The following is a 21456-nucleotide window of genomic DNA, read 5'->3' on the forward strand; positions in this document are numbered from 1 at the left end:
AGCTACGCTATTTGCTTTGCTAGGAGTTATAGTTTATGGCGGTGTAAAGCTTAATTGGGATTTGGAAGAAACCGCTGCTGTGTTTATGTGGATGGGTATTTTGGCTGGTATATTTGCAGGTTTTGGACCAAGTAAGATTGCTAAATATATGGTAGATGGTGCTAAGAAAATGATAGGAGCAGCACTGATAATAGGACTTGCCCGATCTGTTTCTGGGATATTGACCGCAGGGAAAATAATGGATACATGCATTTATGGAATGGCTCAGGTTTTAGGACTGTTACCAGCTTATGTACAGGGAATGGCAATGTATATAGCAAACCTTATAATGAATGTATTTATAACATCAGGTAGCGGACTTGCTAATACTGTAATGCCTTTGTTTGTGCCTTTAGCAGATTTAGTAGGACTTACAAGACAGTCAGCAGTATTAGCCTTCAACTTTGGTGATGGCTTCGGAAACTATGTTTTGCCTACATCATCAGCGCTTATGGGTATACTGGGAGCTGCCAATATACCCTATGACAGATGGATGAAATTTATGTGGAAACTATTCCTTATATGGGTTGCAGTTGGATCTGCTTTAATGGTAGTTGCACAAATCATAAAATTTGGTCCTATGTAAGGAGAGATAAAATTGAAGCAAAGCTTATATAAAAATATTAATGATAGAAGTAACAAATTAATTGCTATGGCTGACTATATTTTTGATAACCCGGAGATTGCATTTAAGGAGTATAAGGCTAGTAAATTGATTTCAGATTACTTAAAAGAGCAGGGATTTAAAGTGGAGCTAGGTTTAGGAAGTCTGGATACGGCATTTAAAGCAGTGTATGAAAATGGACAGGGAGGCCCTAACATAGGCCTTTTGTGTGAATATGATGCACTACCTATGGGACATGGCTGTGCACATCATATGCAGGGTCCTTCTATTATTGGAGCGGCAGCTGCAATAAAAGCACTGTACAATAAGAAGCCTTATAAATTAACAGTATACGGAACTCCTGCGGAAGAAGGCGGAGGAGGGAAGATAAAGATGATAAATGAGGGCTATATAAAGGAATTGGATGTAGCACTTATGATGCATGGTGGACCTGCTACTCAAGTAGATGTTAAATCTTTAGCTGCCAGCAGCATAAAAGTGATTTACCATGGAAGGAGTGCTCATGCTGCATTAAAACCAGAGCAAGGCAGAAGTGCCTTGGATGCATTATTATTAACCTTCCAGGCTGTGGAATTCTTAAGAGAACACGTTCAAGAGGATACAAAAATGCACTACACAGTGATTGATGCAGGTGGACCAAATAACGTAGTACCCAAAACTGCCTCCGGCTCTTTCAGTTTGAGATCTTATAATTCATCATATCTAAAATCTGTAATAGAACGTTTTGAAGATATAGTAAAAGGCGCCGCACTGATGACAGGAACTACATATGAAATTATAAGAGAGAAAGATTTAGACAGTAAAGTTCCTGTATACTCTTTAAATGATTTGGTTATGAATAATGCAGAACTTATAAATGCTCCTAACATTAAACCGGCAAGACAAAAGACCGGATCTTCAGATTTCGGTAATGTGATGTATATTATACCGGGATCCTGCATAAGAACGTCTTTCGTTGATGAAAATGCTTCCTCCCACTCACAAGAATTTTTAGATGATGGCAAAACTCAAAGAGGACATGAAGCTATAATAAATGCAGCTAAGATATTAGCGGGAACTGTTTTTGATCTTATTGATAATCCTAGCCTTCTACGTGAAGTAAAACAGGAATTTAATGATACAAAGGCTAAGATGAGCGTAGATAATTAATATTAATTAGTGTGTTTTAGAATCCCTCAAACTTTAAGTTTGAGGGATTCTTCTGTAGTAGTGAATATATTATGTAGTTTGTGTTTGAAACTGCTGTTCAGCAGCTTCTGCCTCAGCCATGGTAACATGAACTGTACCTTTTGGATGTTGAGGGGGGGAATATATAGAGTATAATTTAATTGGTTCATGACCTGTATTTATTAAATTGTGCCATTTACCAGCGGGGATGATGAAGGCGAAATCTTCATAAACCCTCTCTTGAAAAATCAAATAATCTCTTCTATCCCCCATTCTGATAATACCTTCACCTTGCTCTAGTCGTACAAATTGATCTAGGTTAGGATGAATTTCTAAACCTGTATCTCCTCCAACAGGTATGCTCATTAAGGTAAGCTGTAAATGGTTTCCTGTCCATAATGCAGTACGAAAATTATTGTTTTGTAAAGTAGCATCCTCGATATTAACTACAAAGGGTTGTGGACCATAATCTTTAAGTTCAATTCTCCAAAGCTCTGAGTTACTTCGAGGCATATTGGGAAAGTGAGGAGGAGTGCTATAATAATTATACATAATGTCTAAATTATATTGAGGAATATTCATGTAATAAGGGTACATTTGATAAGGAGTGTACATATTCTCATTCCTTTATAGAATTACAATATCATCATATGATGGTTGCTCACTGGATGTGCTGTATCATTTTTAAAATATACTGCCTACATAGGTGGTATATAAATAACTATTACAAACCTTACATCAACTGTAAGTGTTAATTGGTGATTTAATGTTGTATGGTATTAATAGAAAAAAGTGAGGGAGGATATGTAATATGAATATTTCTGATAAACTGCTTCAAGTTCAGGGAGTATATAAGACTTATGGTGAGGGACAAAGTGAAACAGCTGCTTTAAAGGGAATTACTTTTGATGTCCTTCCTGGAGAATTTCTTGGAATAATGGGTGCGAGCGGATCTGGGAAGACTACACTGCTTAACTGTATTGCAACCATGCTAAAACCTACTTCTGGCCAGATACTTTTGGAGAACCAGAATATTTCTTCGTTTAAAGGATCTCAGCTTGCAAAATATAGAGGTAGTAAAATTGGATATTTATTTCAAGAATTTGAGCTTTTAGATAATTTAACTGCCAGAGAAAATATACTATTGCCACTGTTAATACATGGGGAGAACTCTAAAAATCAGGAGTTACAGCTTCAAAGGCTGGTTGAGCAATTTGATATAGGAGAGGTATTAAATAAATTTCCATCTCAAATGTCAGGAGGTCAGAAGCAGAGAGTTGCAGCGGCAAGAGCATTGATTTCCAATCCAAGCATTGTATTGGCAGATGAGCCAACGGGAGCTTTAGATACAAAAAATGCAAAAAGTTTGATGGAAAAATTATCTTCAATAAACAAAAATGAGGGCTCAGCTATATTGATGGTTACTCACGATGCCAATGCAGCGAGCTTTTGTTCCAGAATATTATTTATTCAAGATGGTGTAATTTTTCATGAGCTTAGAAAGAAAGTACCGGTGGAAAACAGGGATTCCTTTTATGAGCGTATCTTAACTGTTATGGCACAGTTGGGAGGAGGCAGCAGTAATGTTCTTTAATTTTATTAAAAGAAACAGCCGTAAGGTCAGAAAAGAAAATGGTGTTTATTTTGCCTCACTGATTATTTCTATAGTTGCCTTTTATGTGATACTTTCTCTTGGAGATCAAGATGTTATGGTGTATCTTAAAACCGTAGAGAGCGATGCAGTGGAAAAGCTTATGCTGATGATTCCAATGCTTTACGGTCTTTCGTTATTCTTCGTGTATTTTCTGGTTTATTTTGCAAACAGATATCAATTGCAGCGTCGTAATCATGAATTTGGTATTTATTTAATGATGGGGATGAAAAGAAGCAAACTCTTTGCGATGATTGTAGGGGAGACTTTATGGAATGGCCTGGTTGCCCTCTTTATTGGAATTCCCATTTCTATATTTCTAACAGAGCTGATTAGTATGGCTACTTCCAGGCTTATTGGAATGGGAATCATTGGTCATGAATTTAGAATCTCCTGGATTGGGATTGGATTAACGGTATTGGGATTTATCATGGTACAGCTGGGAGCCGTATTTATTTTAAGCTTAAAAATGAGCAGGAAGGAACCTGTAGAGCTCCTTAATGAAGGCAAGGAAAAAGTTCAAAAATTAATATCTCCTAAATGGGGAGTGATTAGTTTCCTGCTTGGAGCAGTTTTACTTTGTACAGCTTATATATTAGCACTCTTATATCTGAAAAACCTGGATTTTAAGATGTTTGGATTAATACTTATAATAGGAATCAGCGGTACTTTTATGCTTTTTAGAGGATTAGGAAGTTTGATTGGAGCATGGATAAAAAGTAAGAGCAGATATTCTCAAGGGCTATTTATATTTACAGGAAGGCAGCTCCAAGAGAATGTTCTGCATCAATGGAACTCTCTTGCAATTTCCTCGCTGTTAATTCTTATGGCAATGGTTTGCTTTGCTTACGGTATTTCTACAACTTTAAATCGTGGTGCAGCATCTGCAAGAACCGTAGATTTTACCTTTAAAGGTTCAGAAGAAGAAATTACTGCTGTGCTTACCTCTGATAAGCTGAAGCCCTACGTAGAGGATTATTATGTTATGAAGATAGGACATTTTAGAACCAAATATAGAGAGAAACCTGAAAAATCAACCCAACATACCTTTTCATGGGCAGGATTGAAAGAGTCCATTTCCAGAGAAGAAGATTCAGAAGAAAAAGACTTTCTATTAAGAGATTTGTCTTATAGGGATAGTCCTTATTTGATTTCTCTTTCAAGTTATAATGCATTGCTTAATTCCATGAATAAATCCCCTATTATATTAAGGGAGAATGAAGCCGCAATGTATTCTTATGCAGAATTTTCAAAGTCTCATGATATACTGAGGAAGGTGCTGCAGTCCAATCCAACAGTAAAGATTGGAGAAAAACAATATAAATTGGCATCGGAGCTATATACTAGCAATATTGTTGCAGACAGAGCTATAACTCTTTCCTATGCATTGATTGTTCCTGATGAAGTCTATAACTCCTTTGCTTACATATCTAAAGATTCAGTACTCTGGAACATGACTATAGATTCTGAATTTATAAAGGAAAAGGGACTTATGCAGGCAATGAATGAAGTGGATAAGCTTTTAAAAAACTCAGGCTTACACTATGAAAGCTATCTTTCCAGCATGGGAAGACAGATTTTTTACATGGTTGCAGGAAGCTATACCACATTGTATTTAAGCTTGATGTTCCTTATTATTGCAAACACTGTTTTGGGATTGAAGTTTCTTATGCAGCAAAGAAGTACTAGAAGTAGATATCCAACAGTATCTGTGCTAGGGGGGCACGGGTTGAAGATCTCCGTTCATCAGCAAGAGTACAAATCTGGTGGTATTTCGGTTTAGTTATTTCAGTAGCATTGGTTAGTTCTATTTTCGGAATCCCTTCCATGATGGGAGCTTTTTTGATTGTTCCAAAGGGATTAGATGTAAAAATAAGTACTATTACTTTTGCAGTAGGGCTTGCTCTTTCAGCCTTTATAGTTTTTGAACTATGCTATATATGGATGATACAGAGGAAGAGTGATGAAGAAATAAATAAATTAAAAGAAATTAAATAGGAGATGAAAAAGTGGAAAAGATAGTGATTGTTGAGGACGACGTTTTTCTTCGTGAAGAGATACAAAATATATTAGAAAAAGAGGGATACTTTGTAGAATGTATCTCTTCCTTTGATAGTATCTTCGAAGATATTGACACTATTTCACCTTCTTTAATTATATTGGATTTAAATTTACCTAATCTTTCCGGGTTTGATATGTGTCGTGGACTTAAGGTGAGAGGGATAGGACCTATTTTAGTACTAACTTCACGTAATCAGCTTAAAGATGAGCTTCATGCACTGGATTTAGGTGCAGATGATTATTTAACGAAGCCCTGTCATCCTAAAAGACTTATAGCCAGAATCCAAAAGCTGATTCACCTTTATTCAAATTTGAATGTTGTGCTGGATGCCGGTGATTTTCAGCTGGATGAAAATGCTAATATACTGTATGCTGGTAAGAATTTTGTTTTATTAACTGATAATGAAGGAATTATAATGAAAGCTCTAGTGAAGGCTGCACCTTCAGTTGTGAAAAAGGAAGAGTTTTTTAGGCTTCTGTGGGGAAGCAGCGACTATGTGGATGAAAATATACTGCAGGTAAATATGACAAGATTACGTAAGACCCTTGAGAAAGCCGGACTTTTTAATAGAATCAGAACTGTTAGAGGAGTTGGGTATCAATTAACGGGAGGTGATTCTAAATGAAGCTTAAAGATTGGCTTAATATTATAAGGGAAACACATCCTTGGATACTAATTATCTGCATAAGTGATGCTTTTTTTATTTTTTTAGCTTGGCTGGCTTATCCGGAGAACTTTAAAATTTTAGTGGCTACTATGATCATATTTTCTGTACTAAGCATTGCAACAGGAATTTTATTGGTGAGGAAAAGGCAGGAAAAGAAGGACAAGGCCTTTTATGATTTTTTGAGAGAACCTTCAATGGAGCATGAAGGAGATTTAATAGATTCTATTGGAGAACTACATAAAGAAAAGGTAAATTACTTAGCTGATAAAGTAAGAACTATGAAGGATAAATTAGATGAAACCAAGCTGCAAAATATAGATTACGAAGAGTTTATTGAAAGCTGGGTGCATGAGATAAAAACTCCTATTTCCTTAGCAACTTTGGTTTTGGAAAATCGTAAGGAGGAAATGTCTCCATTGGTGTATCAAAGGCTAGAACATGCAAGGATTAACATACTTGATGATGTTGAACGAATATTATTTTATGCCAGACTCAAGGCTTCTCATGTGGACTATAATTTAGAGAGGATATCTTTAGAGCTTTGCTGTGAAGATGTGCTTTTGGAACTTCAGGCATTGCTTGATGAAAAAGAAGTTAAAATTATTTCTAACATGACAGATGTGCCCATTGTTTCAGATAAAAAGGCACTTCAGTTTATTATTACGCAGATACTCCTTAATTCAGTGAAGTACTCCAAAAAAGAAATTGAGAGTTTTATCCGGTTAAATTCAGGTTTTGATAGTATTAAAAAGAGATATTATTTAAGGATTTTTGATAATGGTATTGGGGTACTGTCTTCTGATCTTCCTTTCATTTTTGATAAAGGATTTACAGGAGATAACCGTAGCCACAATCAATCCTCAGGAATAGGACTATATCTTGTGAAAAAATTATGCGATGAATTAAAGATTGAAATTGAGGTGGACTCTGAGTATGGAAAAGGTTTTACCTTTCAATTGCTGTTCCCTTTAATTGAGGATATTTGAAGTTTTAAAAGACTAAGAGTATTTAATTTATAATAAGGCAGTAATAGATAAGCTAAAAATATCTATTACTGTTTTTTGCGTTAAAAAGCAAGATGTGTGTGAATAATACTACATACATTTTAAAGGGAAAAATCAATGTATAAAATAATTAGAGTAATTTTAATAAGAATTATTGACTAATAATAAAATAACAAGTAAAATTGGAAATAAATATATAAATTTACGTATAATTGTTACTTTATAAAATGCTGAATGAAATTTGTAGTTGAAATTTTTATATAATATTTAACAATAACTTACCTTTCCTGAAGAATAGGGTATAAATTGATAAAAAGCTAATTTGGGCATTGGTAAGTTGTTTATATAAAAATAGAATACTAAAAAGTCTTATAACTTTTTAGTATTCAAATCAGGGGGTGGGAAAGTAATGCTAAAGTTTAGCGGTAAAGTTGGAGCTACCTGTGTTGGTAGAACTTCAATAGTCATGACACCTGGCGGATGTACATGCTGTGCATCTTGTACAACAACTACAACTTGTACATCAGCATGGTAATCTAAATTAAAAAGAAATACATAATATAACTTTCATATTATGTATTTCTTGATTTTTAAAATTTAGAAAAGAGTGTGTTTCAATGAATATGGAGATTTTTTTTAACCAATACCTGTAATATGAAATGCAGTTTTTGCGGCGCCTGGAATCAGGATAATGCAGGAGAATTTATAGATTTAGAAAAGGTAAAGGAAATAATATTACATGCAAGTAAAAAGGGATATAGATATATTTCCTTTTCAGGTGGAGAGCCTCTTCAATATAAATATATATATGATGTTATTGAATATGCTAATAATTTGGGGTTTTTTATCAATTTAACCACAAACGGGTTGCTAATTGATGACAGCTTTGTTAAGAACATAGGAAATAAAAATGTTAATACCCGTATCAGTTTTCATTCTCTTAATAAGGATTTGTTTAACGGCATAACTGGCAGGGAGAGTTCAGATAAAGTAAGGGAATCAATACAAAGGTTAAAAAAAGAAAAAATAGTTTTTTCCATAGGAGCTACTATATTTGAAGATAACATTAATGAGGTACAAGCTCTTGCACAGTTTGCTTTAGAGGAAGGTGCAGAATACATAAGGTTTACTCCGGTATATAGGGTTTATAAAGGAAGAAATTTTAATATAGATAGCATTTTCTTTGAAAGATTGTTATTCCATATAGTTAAATTTGCATTGGGAAATAAAAAGTCCTTACAGTATAAAAAAAGAACGGCTTTATATTTAAGTAATTTTATTAACATTATCACCACCAAGCAGTGTGCAGCAGGATCTGATTATTATATTGCAGTTAATCCGGATCTTAATATAGTTTCGTGCCCTGTTTTGCCTCACTATTCCGGCAGCTATACTGAAAAATATTCTTCTTTTGAAAATATTGAAAGTTTAAAAGGGTACTACAAGAATTTACTCACTAAAGAGCTGGTTTCTAATCTTAAAGGTCAGTGTAGAGATTGTAAGTATAAGCATACCTGTAAGGGAGGATGCATAAGTACAAAATTAGAGGAGCAGCTGTCTCTTGAAGAAGAGCAGCCTATATGCCTTATGAAGATAGTTAATAATGTTTTAGATAAATTATCTCCAAGGGAAATGGAGGATATTATAAGCTATTGGAAATACCAATATGACAAAAAGGTTATGTTTAATGATGATTCATCGGGCTGCATAAGAAGGCTGCCCATATGGGAGCTTCATTTTAATAATAAATATTCCTATGATTATAAGAAATAAAAACTCTGCTGTAATGTAATAAGTGTAAACAGGAGGCGTAGAATGGCTAGTAATTTTAAAAAAAAGAAAATGACTTTAAATGAATTTATGGAAACAGAAACACCGGGATTGATGAGTATTTTCGATTTTGCCAGTAATCTTCCTATATCGCTATACGTTGATACCACAGCGGTAAAGATTCCTGAAATATGCTATTCAAGCTCATTATTATCTCAAACACATTTTTTAAGTGAGACATATCTTTTAAATAGAAAAAGGAATTCATTGGATTTAGGACTCCAATATGGAGTTATGGGGTATTCTTCTTTTTTGGTGAGAGGAAGCATAGTTCAAAGAAAGCTTGCAGAAGAAGAAGAACTAGAAAAGGAAAACTCTGTAATACAGCTTCCTAAATACAAAAACTTAAAAAACCCTTTAGGAGCAACCATAAGAGCAAGAAGAAGCATAAGGGAAATGACTGATAAAAGCGTTTCTTTAGAAGATTTGTCTACAATACTCTTTTATGGTGATGGAGTATCCGGGGATCTTCAGTTAACTTCAGAAGATGAGGATATTTTCCCTAAAAGCTCATTAGGGGAAGATTATAACGGAACCTTAAGGACAGCACCCTCCGGAGGAGGTTTATTCCCAGTTAATTTATATTTAGTAATAAGAAAGGTTAAGGGAATAAAGGATGGGATATATGTGTATATGCCCTTAAATCATTCCCTAAAGGTAATTAAATATTTAGAGGAAGAGGCGGCAGAAGAATTAAAGACTGTAGTTGAGTGGGGATACAATATAGACAGCTCAAAAATAAATGTGATAGTTTTCTATGTTTATAATTTATATGATAATTCAAGAAAGTATCTGGATATGGCTTAGGATTTTGCTATGATAGAAGCAGGGCAGATTTCTCAGAATATTCACTTAACAGCTACAGCACTGACTATAGCCTCTTGCGATGTAGGCGGATTTGATAAGTTTAAATCTGAACAATTTATCGGTGTTGATGGCCTTTCTAAAAATATTATTAATGTAACTATATTAGGAAATTAGGGGGGGATACTATGGGAATCACTAAATACATTTTAGCAGAAAACGTTGTGGTTTTTAACAATGGAGTAGATGAAATAAGAGTTCGAAGAGGTATTTGGAATTATGAAGAGGCGATTATTTCTGTAGAGGGGTTAACTGATACCATGAAGGAAATAATCAATGAAATGGTGAGAACTCTTGATATAGGTGAAGAACTTGATGCAGAAAAGGTATTGTCAGACAAAAGATTGTTGCAGCATGAAAAGGACAGTATTGAAGGATTAGTGTTAGGTTTAAAGGAGCAGGGATATATTCGAGATTCAGAAGAATCAAAAACTACTCAATTATTATATGAGATACTTAATGGGAGCATACAGGCAAGATTCCTTCAAAATGATATTTATTTGAAGCCTATACTGTTTTTCAGTGATAGTGAAGATGTAAAAAATTATGCTGTTGCTTTGTGTAATAAGATGAGTCTCCCCATACACGTGGTTTCTGAGGAAGAATATAGAGAAATCATAAAAATGGATTTAACCTCCAGATTCGATGGGTATGAAACCAGTAAAGCAGTAAAAAAGCTGGTTAAATTCATTGAGCCCTATAGCTGTCTAGTGGGAGGACTTCAAAAAGTCAATGTATCCTTTATGAGAAACCTTAACAGGGCATTAATAGAAGCAAATAAACCTTTATCTATGGCTCTGATAGATGGACCCTTTACTACTGTGTTCACTATCAAGCCTCCTGAAACAGGATGCTTTGAGTGCATGGAGCAAAGACTTACTGCACGAATAGAGGATATGCAGGTGTACAGAAGATTTGTTGAGCATACAAGGGGGATGAACGTGAGTGCTGTAAATTCCTATGCCGCTCCAATAATGAATTCTATAGTATCTACTGCCATATTTGAAGGACTTATAATCAGCGCGGTAGGCAAATCTAAGCTGGCAGGCAGAGCATTAAACACCTATATACCTGTGATGGAAATTCAGGTTGAGGATATATTAAGGGTTCCCTTCTGTCCAGCCTGTGGAACCATTGCAAAAGCAAAAATTGAAGAAATGTATACCTCAACAAGGAAGATGGTTGATAAAATCATTGATAACATAGAGCTTGGAAATTAGGAGGTACTTATATGCTGAGATATTATCCCTCAAATATAAGGCTTAAAAATAAATTTAAAAGTATCAATGCACAGCATTTTGGAATAATGGAATCACAGATTCTTACTACAGCTAAAGGTAAATATTCTCCGGAAGTTTCAGTTTGCACTGCAAATATGCCGGATTATCATAAGATAATTATAGATGAGAAGGCGGAGATGAACCATCATTTATCAGGCTACGGTATTTATTTTGAAGAATCCTTGATCAGACTTCTTGGAGAGGGTATAGAAAGATATGCTCTTCTTACCGCTTCAGAAATTTACAAGGATAAAGAAATTATGGCTAGCTACAATGAAGTAAGTAAACTGGGAGAAGTGATGCCTTGGGAATATATAGATATGTATACCAAGGAGGATTATGACAGGCTCCTCAGCTTTACAAATATACAGAAGATAGATAAGGATACAAAAATAAGCTGGATAAAGTGCCCAAGTATTTTAGATAAAGACCGAGAAATATTAATACCGGCACAATTATTATTTATAGGCTTTAGAAATAAAAGGGAAAGAGAAGCGATATTTGCACCAGGATTTTCAAAGGGAGCGGCTTCTCATGTTACTTTGGAAAATGCTCTGGAATCTGCAATGATGGAATCGGTAGAAGCAGATGCATTTACAATTAACTGGTATACCTCCAGAAAAACAAGAAAGATTATAGTGGATGATGAAAGTCTTTTAGAAATAATAATAAAGACTACTAAAGATATTCAATGTGATGTGTTACCTCTGGAGTTTTCTTTGGAAGGAATGCCTGGTCATACAGTAGGAGTAGCTTTAATTAATAAAAATAATAACAGGCCTACGGTGGTGTTAGGCTGCCAATCTGCATTGGATCCTAAAAAAGCTATATATAAAGCTCTTTTGGAATCCTTAGCCATACACTATTTAGCTGTTAATGGACCGCTGCTGCTGCCGAATTTGTATTTGGCTTCTGTGAAAGACAATAATTTTAACAATCTTGACTCAAATGTAGCTTTCTGGGCTAATCAATCAGATATTGATATGAAGAAATCATATTTTTATGATTTATGTAAAGAAGAAGTGATGCTTAGCTCCTTAGAGTGCTATGAAAAAGAAGACAAGGTTGAAGAAATAAGGTATATAAAAGATAAAATCAGTAAGGTGTCAAAGTATGGTGTGTACCTGGATATAACACCACCGGAGGTTTCTGATAAGGGGTGGAAGGTAATAAGAACCTTTTTTCCGGAGCTTGTTCAAATGAGCCTGCCAAGTTTTCCATACAGTAATCATCCAAGACTTAAGGAATATGGAGGAGTATTAAATGCCTTACCACACCCAGTTCCTTAAATTAATAATTGTTTTAGCTATGGTAATGCTTCCCTTGGGGCTTGGATCAAATGTTTCATATCTTATCAGTACAATGATAAGGAAAAAGACCATAGGATTTAACCTGTTAGGTATGGTTCTGTCTTATGGGCTTATAGTAATTTTAGTATGGTTTGCAGGGTATAAAGAGGTATTCTTTTTCAAAAAGGCAACATTATATTTTTATCTTTTTGCTCCATTTATAGGCATTACCTGTATAGGAATAGAGTATTTAGCGGGAGTTATAATAAATTTTGTAAGTTCCGGTAAATGGGTGTTTAAAATTTCTATTCATTCATCTTATTCCAGGGTAGAGAAAATTAAAAAATTTGATATTTTGATGATTGTCTTATTTGCTGTTATTGAAGAGTTGCTTTATAGACAGGTACTGGTTAATTTGCTGCAGATAAACTTCAATATAAGCGAAATATCACTAATATTAGTGAGTTCTATAGTTTTTGCTTTCAATCATATTAATTTTGGGGCTTTTGCAGCTTTTCAAAAACTGTTCAGCGGACTGATATTTACATGTATTTATCTATTATCAGGCTATTCAATACTAGTACCAGCCATAGCTCATGCTTCCCAAAATCTTTCTCTACTATTTGCAAGCAGGGCAGGTGAGTTTAAATGAGCAGCCAGCTTATTAAGTTTGCATTATTCATTTTCTTCGCTGGAGTATATACTATTGTTTGGGGTAAAACTGTAAGCACACTGGTAAAAAGCAAGATAGTAGTGAAGATTGCAAAATTTTTAATGAACTATTCAAGAATGAAATTAGATCCCATAAGGTTTTTAATTATTTGGCTCGGTTATTTATTTGTAAGTATTGTAGGAACAATAGTATTTTCTGTGATTTTTAAAATCAACATATTAGATTATATACATTTGAAAAATTATAAAGAAATATTGTTATATTCATTAATTGGTTTCATAGTTCAGCTTTCTTTATCCTCTATGATATTAACTGTAATTTCTTTGATTAAATCTGATATAAACTGGTATTCGGTAATAAGTAATATAAGCTGGGTAAAGATAAGCAGTAAGCTTCCTAAGTGGATAAAGCCTCTATATCCCATAAGCGGAGCATTTTTTGAAGAGCTTTATTTTCGTGGCTGTATATTTATAATTATTATAACTGAATTTAAATTTATACATCCCTTACTAGCTATAATCCTGATTTCAATCCTTTTTTCAGTCCAGCAGGTGCTTAACACTGAAACAGTTTATCAGGCTGTATCTATGTCCGTTGGTGCAGTGTGTATATCAGCTGTAGGCTGTATGTTAATATTGGCAACTAATAGTTTTATACCAGCATTATTGTGTCATGAACTTTACGTACTGTTTTATATAAAACACTAAGCATTGGGGGGATAAGATGATTATCGAGGTTAAAAATTTAAATGTTAGATATAAGGATAAAAAAGCAGTTAATAATGTTAGTTTCAATGTTAACCAAGGTGAAGTATTTGGTATGATTGGAGCAAATGGAGCAGGAAAAACTACTACAATAGAATGCATTGAAGGACTTAGAAATAACTATGACGGTGAAATAAAGATACTTGGCTTAAGTCCAAAGAAGGATAGAAAAAAACTCCACAAGCTTATAGGTGTTCAGCTTCAGGAAACTTCTTATCAGGACAGGCTTAAGGTTAAAGAGATATGCAGGCTTTTTGCAAGCTTTTATGAGGAAAAGGAAGACTTTGGAGCTTTGGCAAAGGAGTTTGGCCTCCATGATAAATTAAACAGCTATGTAGGAAAATTATCAGGAGGACAAAGACAGAAGCTGTCAATAATCCTGGCACTGATTTCAAAGCCTAAGGTAATTTTTTTGGATGAGCTTACAACAGGATTAGACCCAAAGTCTAGGAAGGATATGTGGGAAACTGTTTTAACCTTAAAAAATAGGGGGATAACCATATACTTAACTACCCATTTTATGGAGGAAGCAGAGTACTTATGTGACAGAGTGGCTATAATGAAGGAAGGGAAAATAGCTGCCCTTGATACTGTGGATAATTTAAAAAATAATCACGGATTACTTGATAAAGTGAGCTTTCTTTGTAATGAAGGGATAAACAAAGATGCATTAATGAATTTTGAAAGTGTAAAAGAGGTCGCTGATAAGAATAATTATTTTACAATTAGCTGCGATGCAGATGGTTTTTTAAAGGAATTAAATCAGTATGTAATGGAGAATCATTGTATCATTATGAATACTGAAGTTAAAAAACCGAGTTTAGAGGATGTTTTCTTTAAATATACCGGTGATACACTAGAAAACGTGGAGGATTAATAATGGAAGCATTTGGTGAAATGATAAAAACGGAGTTTAAATGTTTTACACGTAATTTTATTAATATGTTTTTTGTTTTGGCATTTCCGGGGCTATTTTTAATACTCTTTGGAGAGATATATGGTAATGATCCCAGCCCTCTCTTTAATGGGCAGGGAACCATTGATGCATCTGTACCTGCTTATATTGGGATGATAATTGCAGTCACAGGAATTATGTCACTACCTTTGGCATTAGCTAGCTATAGGGAAAAGAAGATATTAAAGAGATTTAAAGCCACACCTATAAGTCCTTTTCATATATTAGTTTCTCAAATTATAGTTAATTTAATTATGACAATAATCGGTGGAGGATTATTAATATTAATTGGAAAAGTGGGGTATGATTTAACCTTCAGCGGAAAGGTTTTGCCATTGATTTTAGTTATTCTCTTATCAATAATTTGCATTTTTTCAATAGGCTTTCTAATTGCAAGCGTGGTGAATGGAACAAAAGCAGCAAATGCCGTTGCAAATCTGGTGTACTTTCCAATGCTGTTTTTAACAGGAGCAACCTTACCCTTAGAAACTATGCCGGATAAGATAAAAAAAGTATCTGAATTACTGCCATTAACACATTGTATTAAGATGATGAAAGGTCTGTGGCAGGGGAGCAGCATAACTGATTTTGGCAGTGAAATTATGATAGTTGCAGGTGTTACTATAGTTTGCAGCTTACTATCCATTAAGTTTTTTAGATGGGACTAAAAGCTGTTATCAAGTTAGATGTATGTATTAATTAATAGATTAATATAGTTTTTTCTGGGAAGGAAAAAGCTATTAAAGGTATATGAAACTTGAGAAGGAGTGATGTTTTTTATATGAAGATAATTGTTTTTTTAACCTTCGTTTTTGCGGTGGTAGTTATTCTTATCTCTCTCCTATACGGATTTAGTGTGTTTCTGAAAAACAAGAAAGCACTTTTAGAATCAGAAGATGCCACTGTTATTTCTAAAAAGAATGTTAATAACACTTCATTTATATCAAATTACTTTTTAAACAATACCAGCTTTTTAGTTGTGTTTAAGATGGATTCAAAAGCAGACAAAAAGTTTATGGTTTCAAAAAAAATCTATGATTCATTAGAAATTAATGAAAAAGGCATTCTTAATTATAAAGGAACAAAATTTATAGAGTTTATAAAAAGCGGAATTAACCTTTAAAATTACAAATAACGGAGATTTACCTAGGAAGGAAACAGCCTTCATATTTGTTTCTCATGATAATAAAACCGTATTTATGCCTAAAAAAGAGCTGAGGGAGTTTGTAAAGGTGCAGTTAAATCCTCATGTGACAAAAGAGGTTACTTTATCTCTTGATACAGGCTACTTTGGATACTACAGTACCTTAATTAAGGATTGGTACTGTGAAAGCGGAAACTATCAGATATTTGTAGGCTCCTCCACATATAGCTGCAGTCTTAAGGGAGGTATATATGTTAACAATCCGGAAAGACCTCAGCCAGATTTCAGAATAACAGCACCAGATTATTATGCTCTTTCAAATAATGAGTTTAAAGTTTCAAGGGAGGAATTTGAAGCAATCTATGGAAAAAGGCGTCATATAAGGGATGTACAGGCATCCAGACCATATACTTCAGAGAATACCATAGAAGATATAAGTCATACCTTCCTTGGAAAATTTATTAGACGCTATGCAAACAAAGTAGCCAAAGATGTGACTGAGAGTGCAAAGGAGCAGGAGGGAATGATGGCTTCAATGATTGGAGAAATGCCTTTTTTTACCATGGTAGCCTCCGGTGATGGTATGCTTTCTGAAGGTATGCTGGAAGGAGTATTGCATCGCCTTAATGCACATTACCTTAAGGGGCTGTGGAAGCTTTTAAAAGAGATAAGAAAATAGTATGTGGTATAATTATTCTTTCAATCATACCTTTAATTCAATACATTATGTAGAGAATTAACTTTCGTATAAGGAGATTTTACATGGATATAAGTATTAGATATGAAAAGCCCTGTGCAGAGGACTATGTGAGTTTGAGACTTCGTTCAGGTATGGGAAATAAGAATATGGAGAGGTGCAGAAAAGCTTTGGGAAATTCTATATTCACAGTGTCCATCTATGATAATGAAAAGCTTATTGGTTTTGGAAGAATAGTAGGAGACGAAGGTATAACCTACGTGGTAAGCGATATTATGGTGGATGAAAATTACAGAAGAATGGGATTTGCCGATGAAATAATGAAAGCCATAGACAATTACTTTGAAGAAAACACTTTTGAAGACAGCTATATATGCCTTATAGCCAACTATCCTGCTGATTTGTTATATAATAAATATAATTTTGAATACTTGCCGGATAATAAGTGTGGAATGCTTCGAAGACAAAACCCAAGAGAAAATAGAAGGGAATAAGATAATATTTTTTATTAAAACCTGCTAGATTAATTGATTTTACAGTTAATCTAGCAGGCTTTATTTGTTTTTAGGAAAATATAATAATATAAATGTTAACTATAGATGTTTGGTTTTTCTACTTTAGTAATAGTATTCCTAATAAAAGAACTGGTAAAAATCCAAGAATTAAATAAAGCAATCCGAATTTATAAGGTATTAAGTTATACAAACTTTGTATTATTATAGAAAATATATTAAAATATGTAATACAATTAATGCAAATGCATAGATTGATGAAAGATGTGATACAGTCATATTTTTTAGAAACGAAGGGCAATGAAATCACAGTTGTGTATAAGTAATTTAATAATTATTTAATATCAATATCGTGGGGAAAGGGTGTTAGTAATGATTGAATATGGTAGAAGTATAAGGTGGTTTAACGACTATAGAGATGAGATAGCGTTTTCGGACTTGCACAAATTTAGTTTTATGCAGATCTGGTTTATGAAAGGAGAGCTGCTTCTTGATATTGCTCATATTGATGATTACAACCATCTGGAGAAGATTATTAAAGTGAAGTTTTCTAAATGTATTCATATTGCAGATAAGCATTTTAATGTAAAACATGAACATCTTCCTATAGGACAAGGTGAGCTTGACTTTGAGGTGGTTTTCAACACTTGTCTAAAAGGATATACGGGGAAAATAATATTTGAAGTAGTTGACACAGATGAAGAAATTATAAAATTTAAAAGTTTAATCCAAAGGATATTTGAAAGCCGATAAATCTTTAAAATCGTATAAGAGTTAAAATGTCTATAATATTTATTTTCTTATAAATACCTACTTTATTTTGTATGATTTCCTTGATAAGTCTACTTTAAACAGGATTTAACATAATCAATAGGTACATCCATTCTCGCAGCAGTTTCTTCAATTGACATACCGCTGTCTAAGAATCTTCTGACAACCATAAGCATATTTTCACCAACTTCAATAATATGCATATCCGGATCATAGAAACGAATAACACGCTGTCCCCAAGGATGTTCTATAATGGGAAGGAAAAAGGCTGCTGTAACCCCATTATAAATCATGATCAAAAGATAATAAGCATTGATGGAGGAAATGTTATTAAATCAGAAGGCCAGCTGAATGCTCTAATAATTAATGGAAATAATTTTACTTACCACAGTGTTGATAACTTTCCTAAAGGTATTATTACAGAAGACCAGAAAGGTAATTCAAATACAATACAGATAACCTGGATGGATAATGCTATAGAAGTATTAGAGGAAGGGGATGAATTCAGTTTCTGCAGACATTTATCCTCTAATCATGAGCTTTGGGTCAAAAAGGATAAGATTTTTAAAGCTAGAGACGGTATGAGGTGTTATGACTGTACAGATTATTATGTACCGGTGAAAAAAGGTGACATAGTTTCAATTGTAGAAAGAGCAACTAGTAAAACACTGATAAAAAAGAACGGTACAATTGGATGGATACTAAATAGTTCAATTAATTTTGAATAATATGTAATTTATAATTATCTTATTAAGAATAAATAACTTGATAATATTTATAAGCTATTTCTTAAAATTATTAAGCTGCAACCCACAGTTGCGAACTTTCCAAGTATAGATGCTGGATTGCAACCTGCATTACAGCTAATATAAAGACATAAATAACCTTGAAGGGAGAAATTATATGACGCTAGGAGAAAGATTACAGAAGCTCAGAAAGGAAAGGGGGTTGTCTCAGGATCAGGTTGCAGAGCAGTTGGATGTTTCAAGGCAGGCAGTTTCGAAATGGGAAAGGGATGAGGCTGTGCCTGAAATAGATAAAATCATAGCCTTAAGCAGAATTTTCTCAGTAAGTACTGATTATATTTTAAAGGATGAGGTTAAGGAGACCATTGAACCACGAACTCAATTATGTACTACGTCACGTTTTGTAAAATTTATTAAAACAAAGTGGTATTTTATAGGCTATGTGGTAGGTGCATGGGGGATCTGGGATTTTGCGAATGCTGCCATTGCATATATAACTCTTAACAGCGTAAGAGATTTTATCGGAAACAGTAATATGCCTATAACACGAGCATCACAAACTGTAAGCAATGCTGCCGATACCTTTATAGGAAATGGAAATATGCCAATACCTTTTGAATTAATTAGTGTACTTAAAATTCCTATGACCTCCTTATGGATATTAGTAGTGTTAGCAGCTTTCAAGATAATTGCCGGAATTATTATAACTGTTTTTGGGAAAAAGCACTGCATTAAGAAACAAAGTGGAAGGACAGCATGAATATGAATAATAGATTTTTTTTAATGGGTATTCAAGTATAGTTCAACTTGTATTTTTATTTTTTATAATTATTATAATCATGATAATTGTAAAGTTAATTAAGGGTTTTGCGGAATGGATTAGAAATAATAATTCGCCAAGAATAAATGTACAAGCAACCGTTATTGCTAAGCGAGATATGATATCACATAATAATATGGGAAATAATTCCATAAACCATTCTACTTATACAACCTACTACACTACCTTTCAATTGGAAAATGGCAGAAGACTAGAATTTTGTTTAAAGGGTAAAGAATATGGAATGCTTGCAGAGGGAGATATTGGAAGTCTTACATTTCAGGGTACAATATATATATCATTTGAAAGACAAGGCATATATTAAAAAATGAAAATAAAAGTGATATGTATAAATTGAAATGTTTAATAGTGAAGGAAAAAAGGTGATTTTATGAGTATTTCCAAAGATAATATTATATTTATAATTTATGTGATCAATCAGGAAAAAAGTAGGTTGTTTTATGAAAAACTATTAGGGTATAAACCTGTTTTAGATGTTCCCGGAATGACAGAATTTCAGCTTTTCGACAGTGTTAAGCTAGGTATAATGCCTACAGAAGGAATCATGAAGATTCTTGAAAATAAAATCCCTGATCCATCTCAGGCAAAGGGAATACCTAGGAGTGAAATATATATGTTTGTTGATAATCCGGAAGATTATTATGCAAGGTTAGTTTCTGCAGGAGGAAAGGGAATCAGTAAGTGTGAACTTAGAAATTGGGGAGATTATGCAGCTTATGGCTCTGACTTAGATGGTAATATAATTGCCTTTGCAAAGAAAGCTTCTGAATAAAAGGTGTTTACTTTTAATTAATTTGAAGAAAAAGGAAATACAAGGAGCTGCATTCTCCCTTTTAGTACACAGTAATCAATGAAGGTTTAGATTTATAAAAGGCTTATTTAAGATCTTTTATTACATTTGCCATGGCTAGAGCCAAGTTGTCATTATTAGAGTTATCCCTAATAAAGTCTAGCTCCTTTTCATTAGTAACTATTTTATTAATTCTTCTTTTTCTTTAGGAGTTACTGAAAATTTTATTACTTCCTCTAAGGGTATCTTTTTTATATCTCTAGTTTCTTCTCCATATCCTATGGATGCGTGGCCTCTGTATTTTAAGTAAATAGAATCCTTAGTTAATATGAGATTTACCTTGTCAGCGATATCTCCGCCAGCTCTTGTGAGCATGTTGCCTATAAAATTTGCGGCAACATCCTTATTTGTTACTGGCTTTCTGGTTGTAATTTTCATTACGATATCTTCATCGCTTAAATTTAAAGTAAACATCAAACACCTCCTGTATTTATATAATTATTAATTGTACTTATAATTATATTCCAAAACATTCCAGAGATATACTGCCATAAATTTACATAGCATTAATGCTTATTGGGTAATTATTGACATATAATAACTTATAATTTTAGTTTTGATAATAAGGATCTTTTATGAAAGTGAGTGGGTATATTATGGGAAGGTATATTTCTATGTTAAGGGGGGAAATGTAGGAGGAAAAATAGAATACCTATGGAGGAGTTAAAAAAGATCTTTGAAGAAAATGACTTCATGGATATAGTAACCTATATAAACAGCAGAAATATAATTTTTATAATTTTTTGGTCAGCTCCAATAAAAAACTTTTCAAGGACAAGGTGGTCAAAGGTAGTTGGATCTTCCTTATATAATAGTATAACAATCAGAAACGCCAATACAGTTAAAAAGATTTTGGAATTTGTTAAATAAAAATAAAAGAAGCTTTTATAATGAATAATAACACTACGCAAATTACAATTGACATACAGATCCTTATAGCTAATGGGATGCTGCACCAAAGTAACGAATTGCTTTTGCTCTGGGCTACAATACCATTCTTGCAGGGGATGGGAACAGTATCTATG

The 21456-nt window shown here is 33.6% G+C and carries 25 protein-coding genes and 2 pseudogenes; 24 read left to right on the forward strand and 3 right to left on the reverse strand.

Going from position 1 to position 21456, the window contains the following annotated elements:
* Nucleotides 1-625, forward strand: a 625-nt coding sequence (locus tag TA89_RS03700; RefSeq protein ID WP_040210948.1) for a Na+/H+ antiporter NhaC family protein, incomplete at its 5' end; no start/stop codon positions are given.
* Between the two features lie 12 nt (nt 626-637).
* The gene (locus TA89_RS03705) at nt 638-1813 is read left to right on the forward strand and encodes an amidohydrolase (RefSeq protein WP_040210949.1); all 1176 of its coding nucleotides are present in this window, start codon (nt 638-640) and stop codon (nt 1811-1813) included.
* Nucleotides 1814-1882: 69 nt separating this feature from the next.
* Here the strand turns inward: TA89_RS03705 and TA89_RS03710 are convergent, their stop codons facing one another.
* Nucleotides 1883-2446 (reverse strand): cupin domain-containing protein, encoded by a 564-nt coding sequence (locus tag TA89_RS03710; protein ID WP_040210950.1) that lies wholly within the window; start codon nt 2444-2446, stop codon nt 1883-1885.
* Between the two features lie 196 nt (nt 2447-2642).
* Between TA89_RS03710 and TA89_RS03715 the strand changes: the two genes are divergently transcribed.
* The 17 genes and pseudogenes from TA89_RS03715 to TA89_RS03790 all read left to right on the forward strand — a co-directional run bounded on the left by TA89_RS03715 (nt 2643) and on the right by TA89_RS03790 (nt 17976).
* Complete coding sequence (locus TA89_RS03715) at nt 2643-3425, forward strand: ABC transporter ATP-binding protein (protein ID WP_040210952.1); 783 nt, start codon at nt 2643-2645, stop codon at nt 3423-3425.
* Nucleotides 3415-5265, forward strand: coding sequence for an ABC transporter permease (locus tag TA89_RS03720; protein ID WP_197073434.1), 1851 nt, complete (start codon nt 3415-3417; stop codon nt 5263-5265). The genes TA89_RS03715 and TA89_RS03720 overlap by 11 nt, the downstream gene beginning before the upstream one ends.
* Nucleotides 5266-5279: 14 nt before the next feature.
* Nucleotides 5280-5480, forward strand: a complete 201-nt coding sequence (locus TA89_RS18500; protein WP_197073435.1) for a hypothetical protein — start codon at nt 5280-5282, stop codon at nt 5478-5480.
* 11 nt (nt 5481-5491) lie between these two features.
* Nucleotides 5492-6169: a response regulator transcription factor gene (locus TA89_RS03725; protein ID WP_147590063.1), complete on the forward strand. Its 678-nt coding sequence runs from the start codon at nt 5492-5494 to the stop codon at nt 6167-6169.
* Nucleotides 6166-7197 carry a sensor histidine kinase gene (locus TA89_RS03730; protein ID WP_040210955.1) on the forward strand — a complete coding sequence of 344 codons (1032 nt, stop codon included), beginning with the start codon at nt 6166-6168 and terminating at the stop codon, nt 7195-7197. The genes TA89_RS03725 and TA89_RS03730 overlap by 4 nt, the downstream gene beginning before the upstream one ends.
* 639 nt (nt 7198-7836) lie before the next feature.
* On the forward strand, nt 7837-8988 hold the full coding sequence (locus TA89_RS03735) for a radical SAM/SPASM domain-containing protein (protein WP_278246199.1): 1152 nt from the start codon (nt 7837-7839) through the stop codon (nt 8986-8988).
* A gap of 291 nt (nt 8989-9279) precedes the next feature.
* Nucleotides 9280-10026: pseudogene (locus TA89_RS18760) on the forward strand (SagB family peptide dehydrogenase).
* A gap of 11 nt (nt 10027-10037) precedes the next feature.
* Nucleotides 10038-11129: a hypothetical protein gene (locus tag TA89_RS03745; RefSeq protein ID WP_040210959.1), complete on the forward strand. Its 1092-nt coding sequence runs from the start codon at nt 10038-10040 to the stop codon at nt 11127-11129.
* 11 nt (nt 11130-11140) lie between these two features.
* Nucleotides 11141-12478: a YcaO-like family protein gene (locus TA89_RS03750; RefSeq protein WP_040210961.1), complete on the forward strand. Its 1338-nt coding sequence runs from the start codon at nt 11141-11143 to the stop codon at nt 12476-12478.
* Complete coding sequence (locus TA89_RS03755) at nt 12453-13130, forward strand: CPBP family intramembrane glutamic endopeptidase (protein WP_040210964.1); 678 nt, start codon at nt 12453-12455, stop codon at nt 13128-13130. The genes TA89_RS03750 and TA89_RS03755 overlap by 26 nt, the downstream gene beginning before the upstream one ends.
* Complete coding sequence (locus TA89_RS03760; protein ID WP_040210966.1) at nt 13127-13858, forward strand: CPBP family glutamic-type intramembrane protease; 732 nt, start codon at nt 13127-13129, stop codon at nt 13856-13858. Before TA89_RS03755 ends, TA89_RS03760 begins: the two co-directional genes overlap by 4 nt.
* A gap of 16 nt (nt 13859-13874) precedes the next feature.
* A complete protein-coding gene (locus TA89_RS03765; RefSeq protein ID WP_040210968.1) occupies nt 13875-14792 on the forward strand; it encodes an ABC transporter ATP-binding protein in 918 nt (305 codons plus the stop codon).
* Nucleotides 14793-14794: 2 nt separating this feature from the next.
* Complete coding sequence (locus TA89_RS03770) at nt 14795-15538, forward strand: ABC transporter permease (protein ID WP_040210969.1); 744 nt, start codon at nt 14795-14797, stop codon at nt 15536-15538.
* Nucleotides 15539-15651: 113 nt separating this feature from the next.
* On the forward strand, nt 15652-15993 hold the full coding sequence (locus tag TA89_RS03775; RefSeq protein ID WP_040210970.1) for a DUF2500 family protein: 342 nt from the start codon (nt 15652-15654) through the stop codon (nt 15991-15993).
* A 43-nt stretch (nt 15994-16036) separates the two neighbouring features.
* Nucleotides 16037-16693, forward strand: coding sequence for a fibronectin type III-like domain-contianing protein (locus TA89_RS03780; RefSeq protein ID WP_278246200.1), 657 nt, complete (start codon nt 16037-16039; stop codon nt 16691-16693).
* A gap of 83 nt (nt 16694-16776) precedes the next feature.
* Entirely contained in the window at nt 16777-17205 is a 429-nt protein-coding gene (locus TA89_RS03785) for a GNAT family N-acetyltransferase (RefSeq protein ID WP_197073436.1), read from the forward strand.
* 390 nt (nt 17206-17595) lie between these two features.
* Entirely contained in the window at nt 17596-17976 is a 381-nt protein-coding gene (locus TA89_RS03790; RefSeq protein ID WP_052447308.1) for an apurinic/apyrimidinic endonuclease family protein, read from the forward strand.
* A gap of 89 nt (nt 17977-18065) precedes the next feature.
* Here the strand turns inward: TA89_RS03790 and TA89_RS03795 are convergent.
* Nucleotides 18066-18251, reverse strand: a pseudogene (locus tag TA89_RS03795) (VOC family protein); the annotation flags it as partial.
* Here TA89_RS03795 and TA89_RS03800 point away from each other — a divergent pair.
* From TA89_RS03800 to TA89_RS03815, 4 genes are all read left to right on the forward strand, one after another.
* Nucleotides 18237-18722 (forward strand): hypothetical protein, encoded by a 486-nt coding sequence (locus TA89_RS03800; RefSeq protein WP_187119263.1) that lies wholly within the window; start codon nt 18237-18239, stop codon nt 18720-18722. The pseudogene TA89_RS03795 and the gene TA89_RS03800 overlap by 15 nt on opposite strands.
* Before the next feature lie 175 nt (nt 18723-18897).
* A complete protein-coding gene (locus TA89_RS17610) occupies nt 18898-19500 on the forward strand; it encodes a helix-turn-helix domain-containing protein (RefSeq protein ID WP_052447309.1) in 603 nt (200 codons plus the stop codon).
* A 67-nt stretch (nt 19501-19567) separates the two neighbouring features.
* Entirely contained in the window at nt 19568-19885 is a 318-nt protein-coding gene (locus TA89_RS03810) for a DUF2500 domain-containing protein (protein ID WP_278246201.1), read from the forward strand.
* Nucleotides 19886-19951: 66 nt separating this feature from the next.
* The gene (locus TA89_RS03815) at nt 19952-20353 is read left to right on the forward strand and encodes a VOC family protein (RefSeq protein ID WP_040210974.1); all 402 of its coding nucleotides are present in this window, start codon (nt 19952-19954) and stop codon (nt 20351-20353) included.
* A gap of 198 nt (nt 20354-20551) precedes the next feature.
* Here the strand turns inward: TA89_RS03815 and TA89_RS03820 are convergent, their stop codons facing one another.
* Nucleotides 20552-20845, reverse strand: a complete 294-nt coding sequence (locus TA89_RS03820) for a hypothetical protein (RefSeq protein WP_242850069.1) — start codon at nt 20843-20845, stop codon at nt 20552-20554.
* Between the two features lie 240 nt (nt 20846-21085).
* Between TA89_RS03820 and TA89_RS03825 the strand changes: the two genes are divergently transcribed.
* Nucleotides 21086-21301 (forward strand): DUF1697 domain-containing protein, encoded by a 216-nt coding sequence (locus TA89_RS03825; protein ID WP_040210975.1) that lies wholly within the window; start codon nt 21086-21088, stop codon nt 21299-21301.
* Nucleotides 21302-21456: the final 155 nt, after the last annotated feature.

The sequence above is a fragment of the Clostridium polynesiense genome, from assembly GCF_000820705.1.
Lineage (GTDB): Bacteria > Bacillota > Clostridia > Clostridiales > Clostridiaceae > Clostridium_AA > Clostridium_AA polynesiense.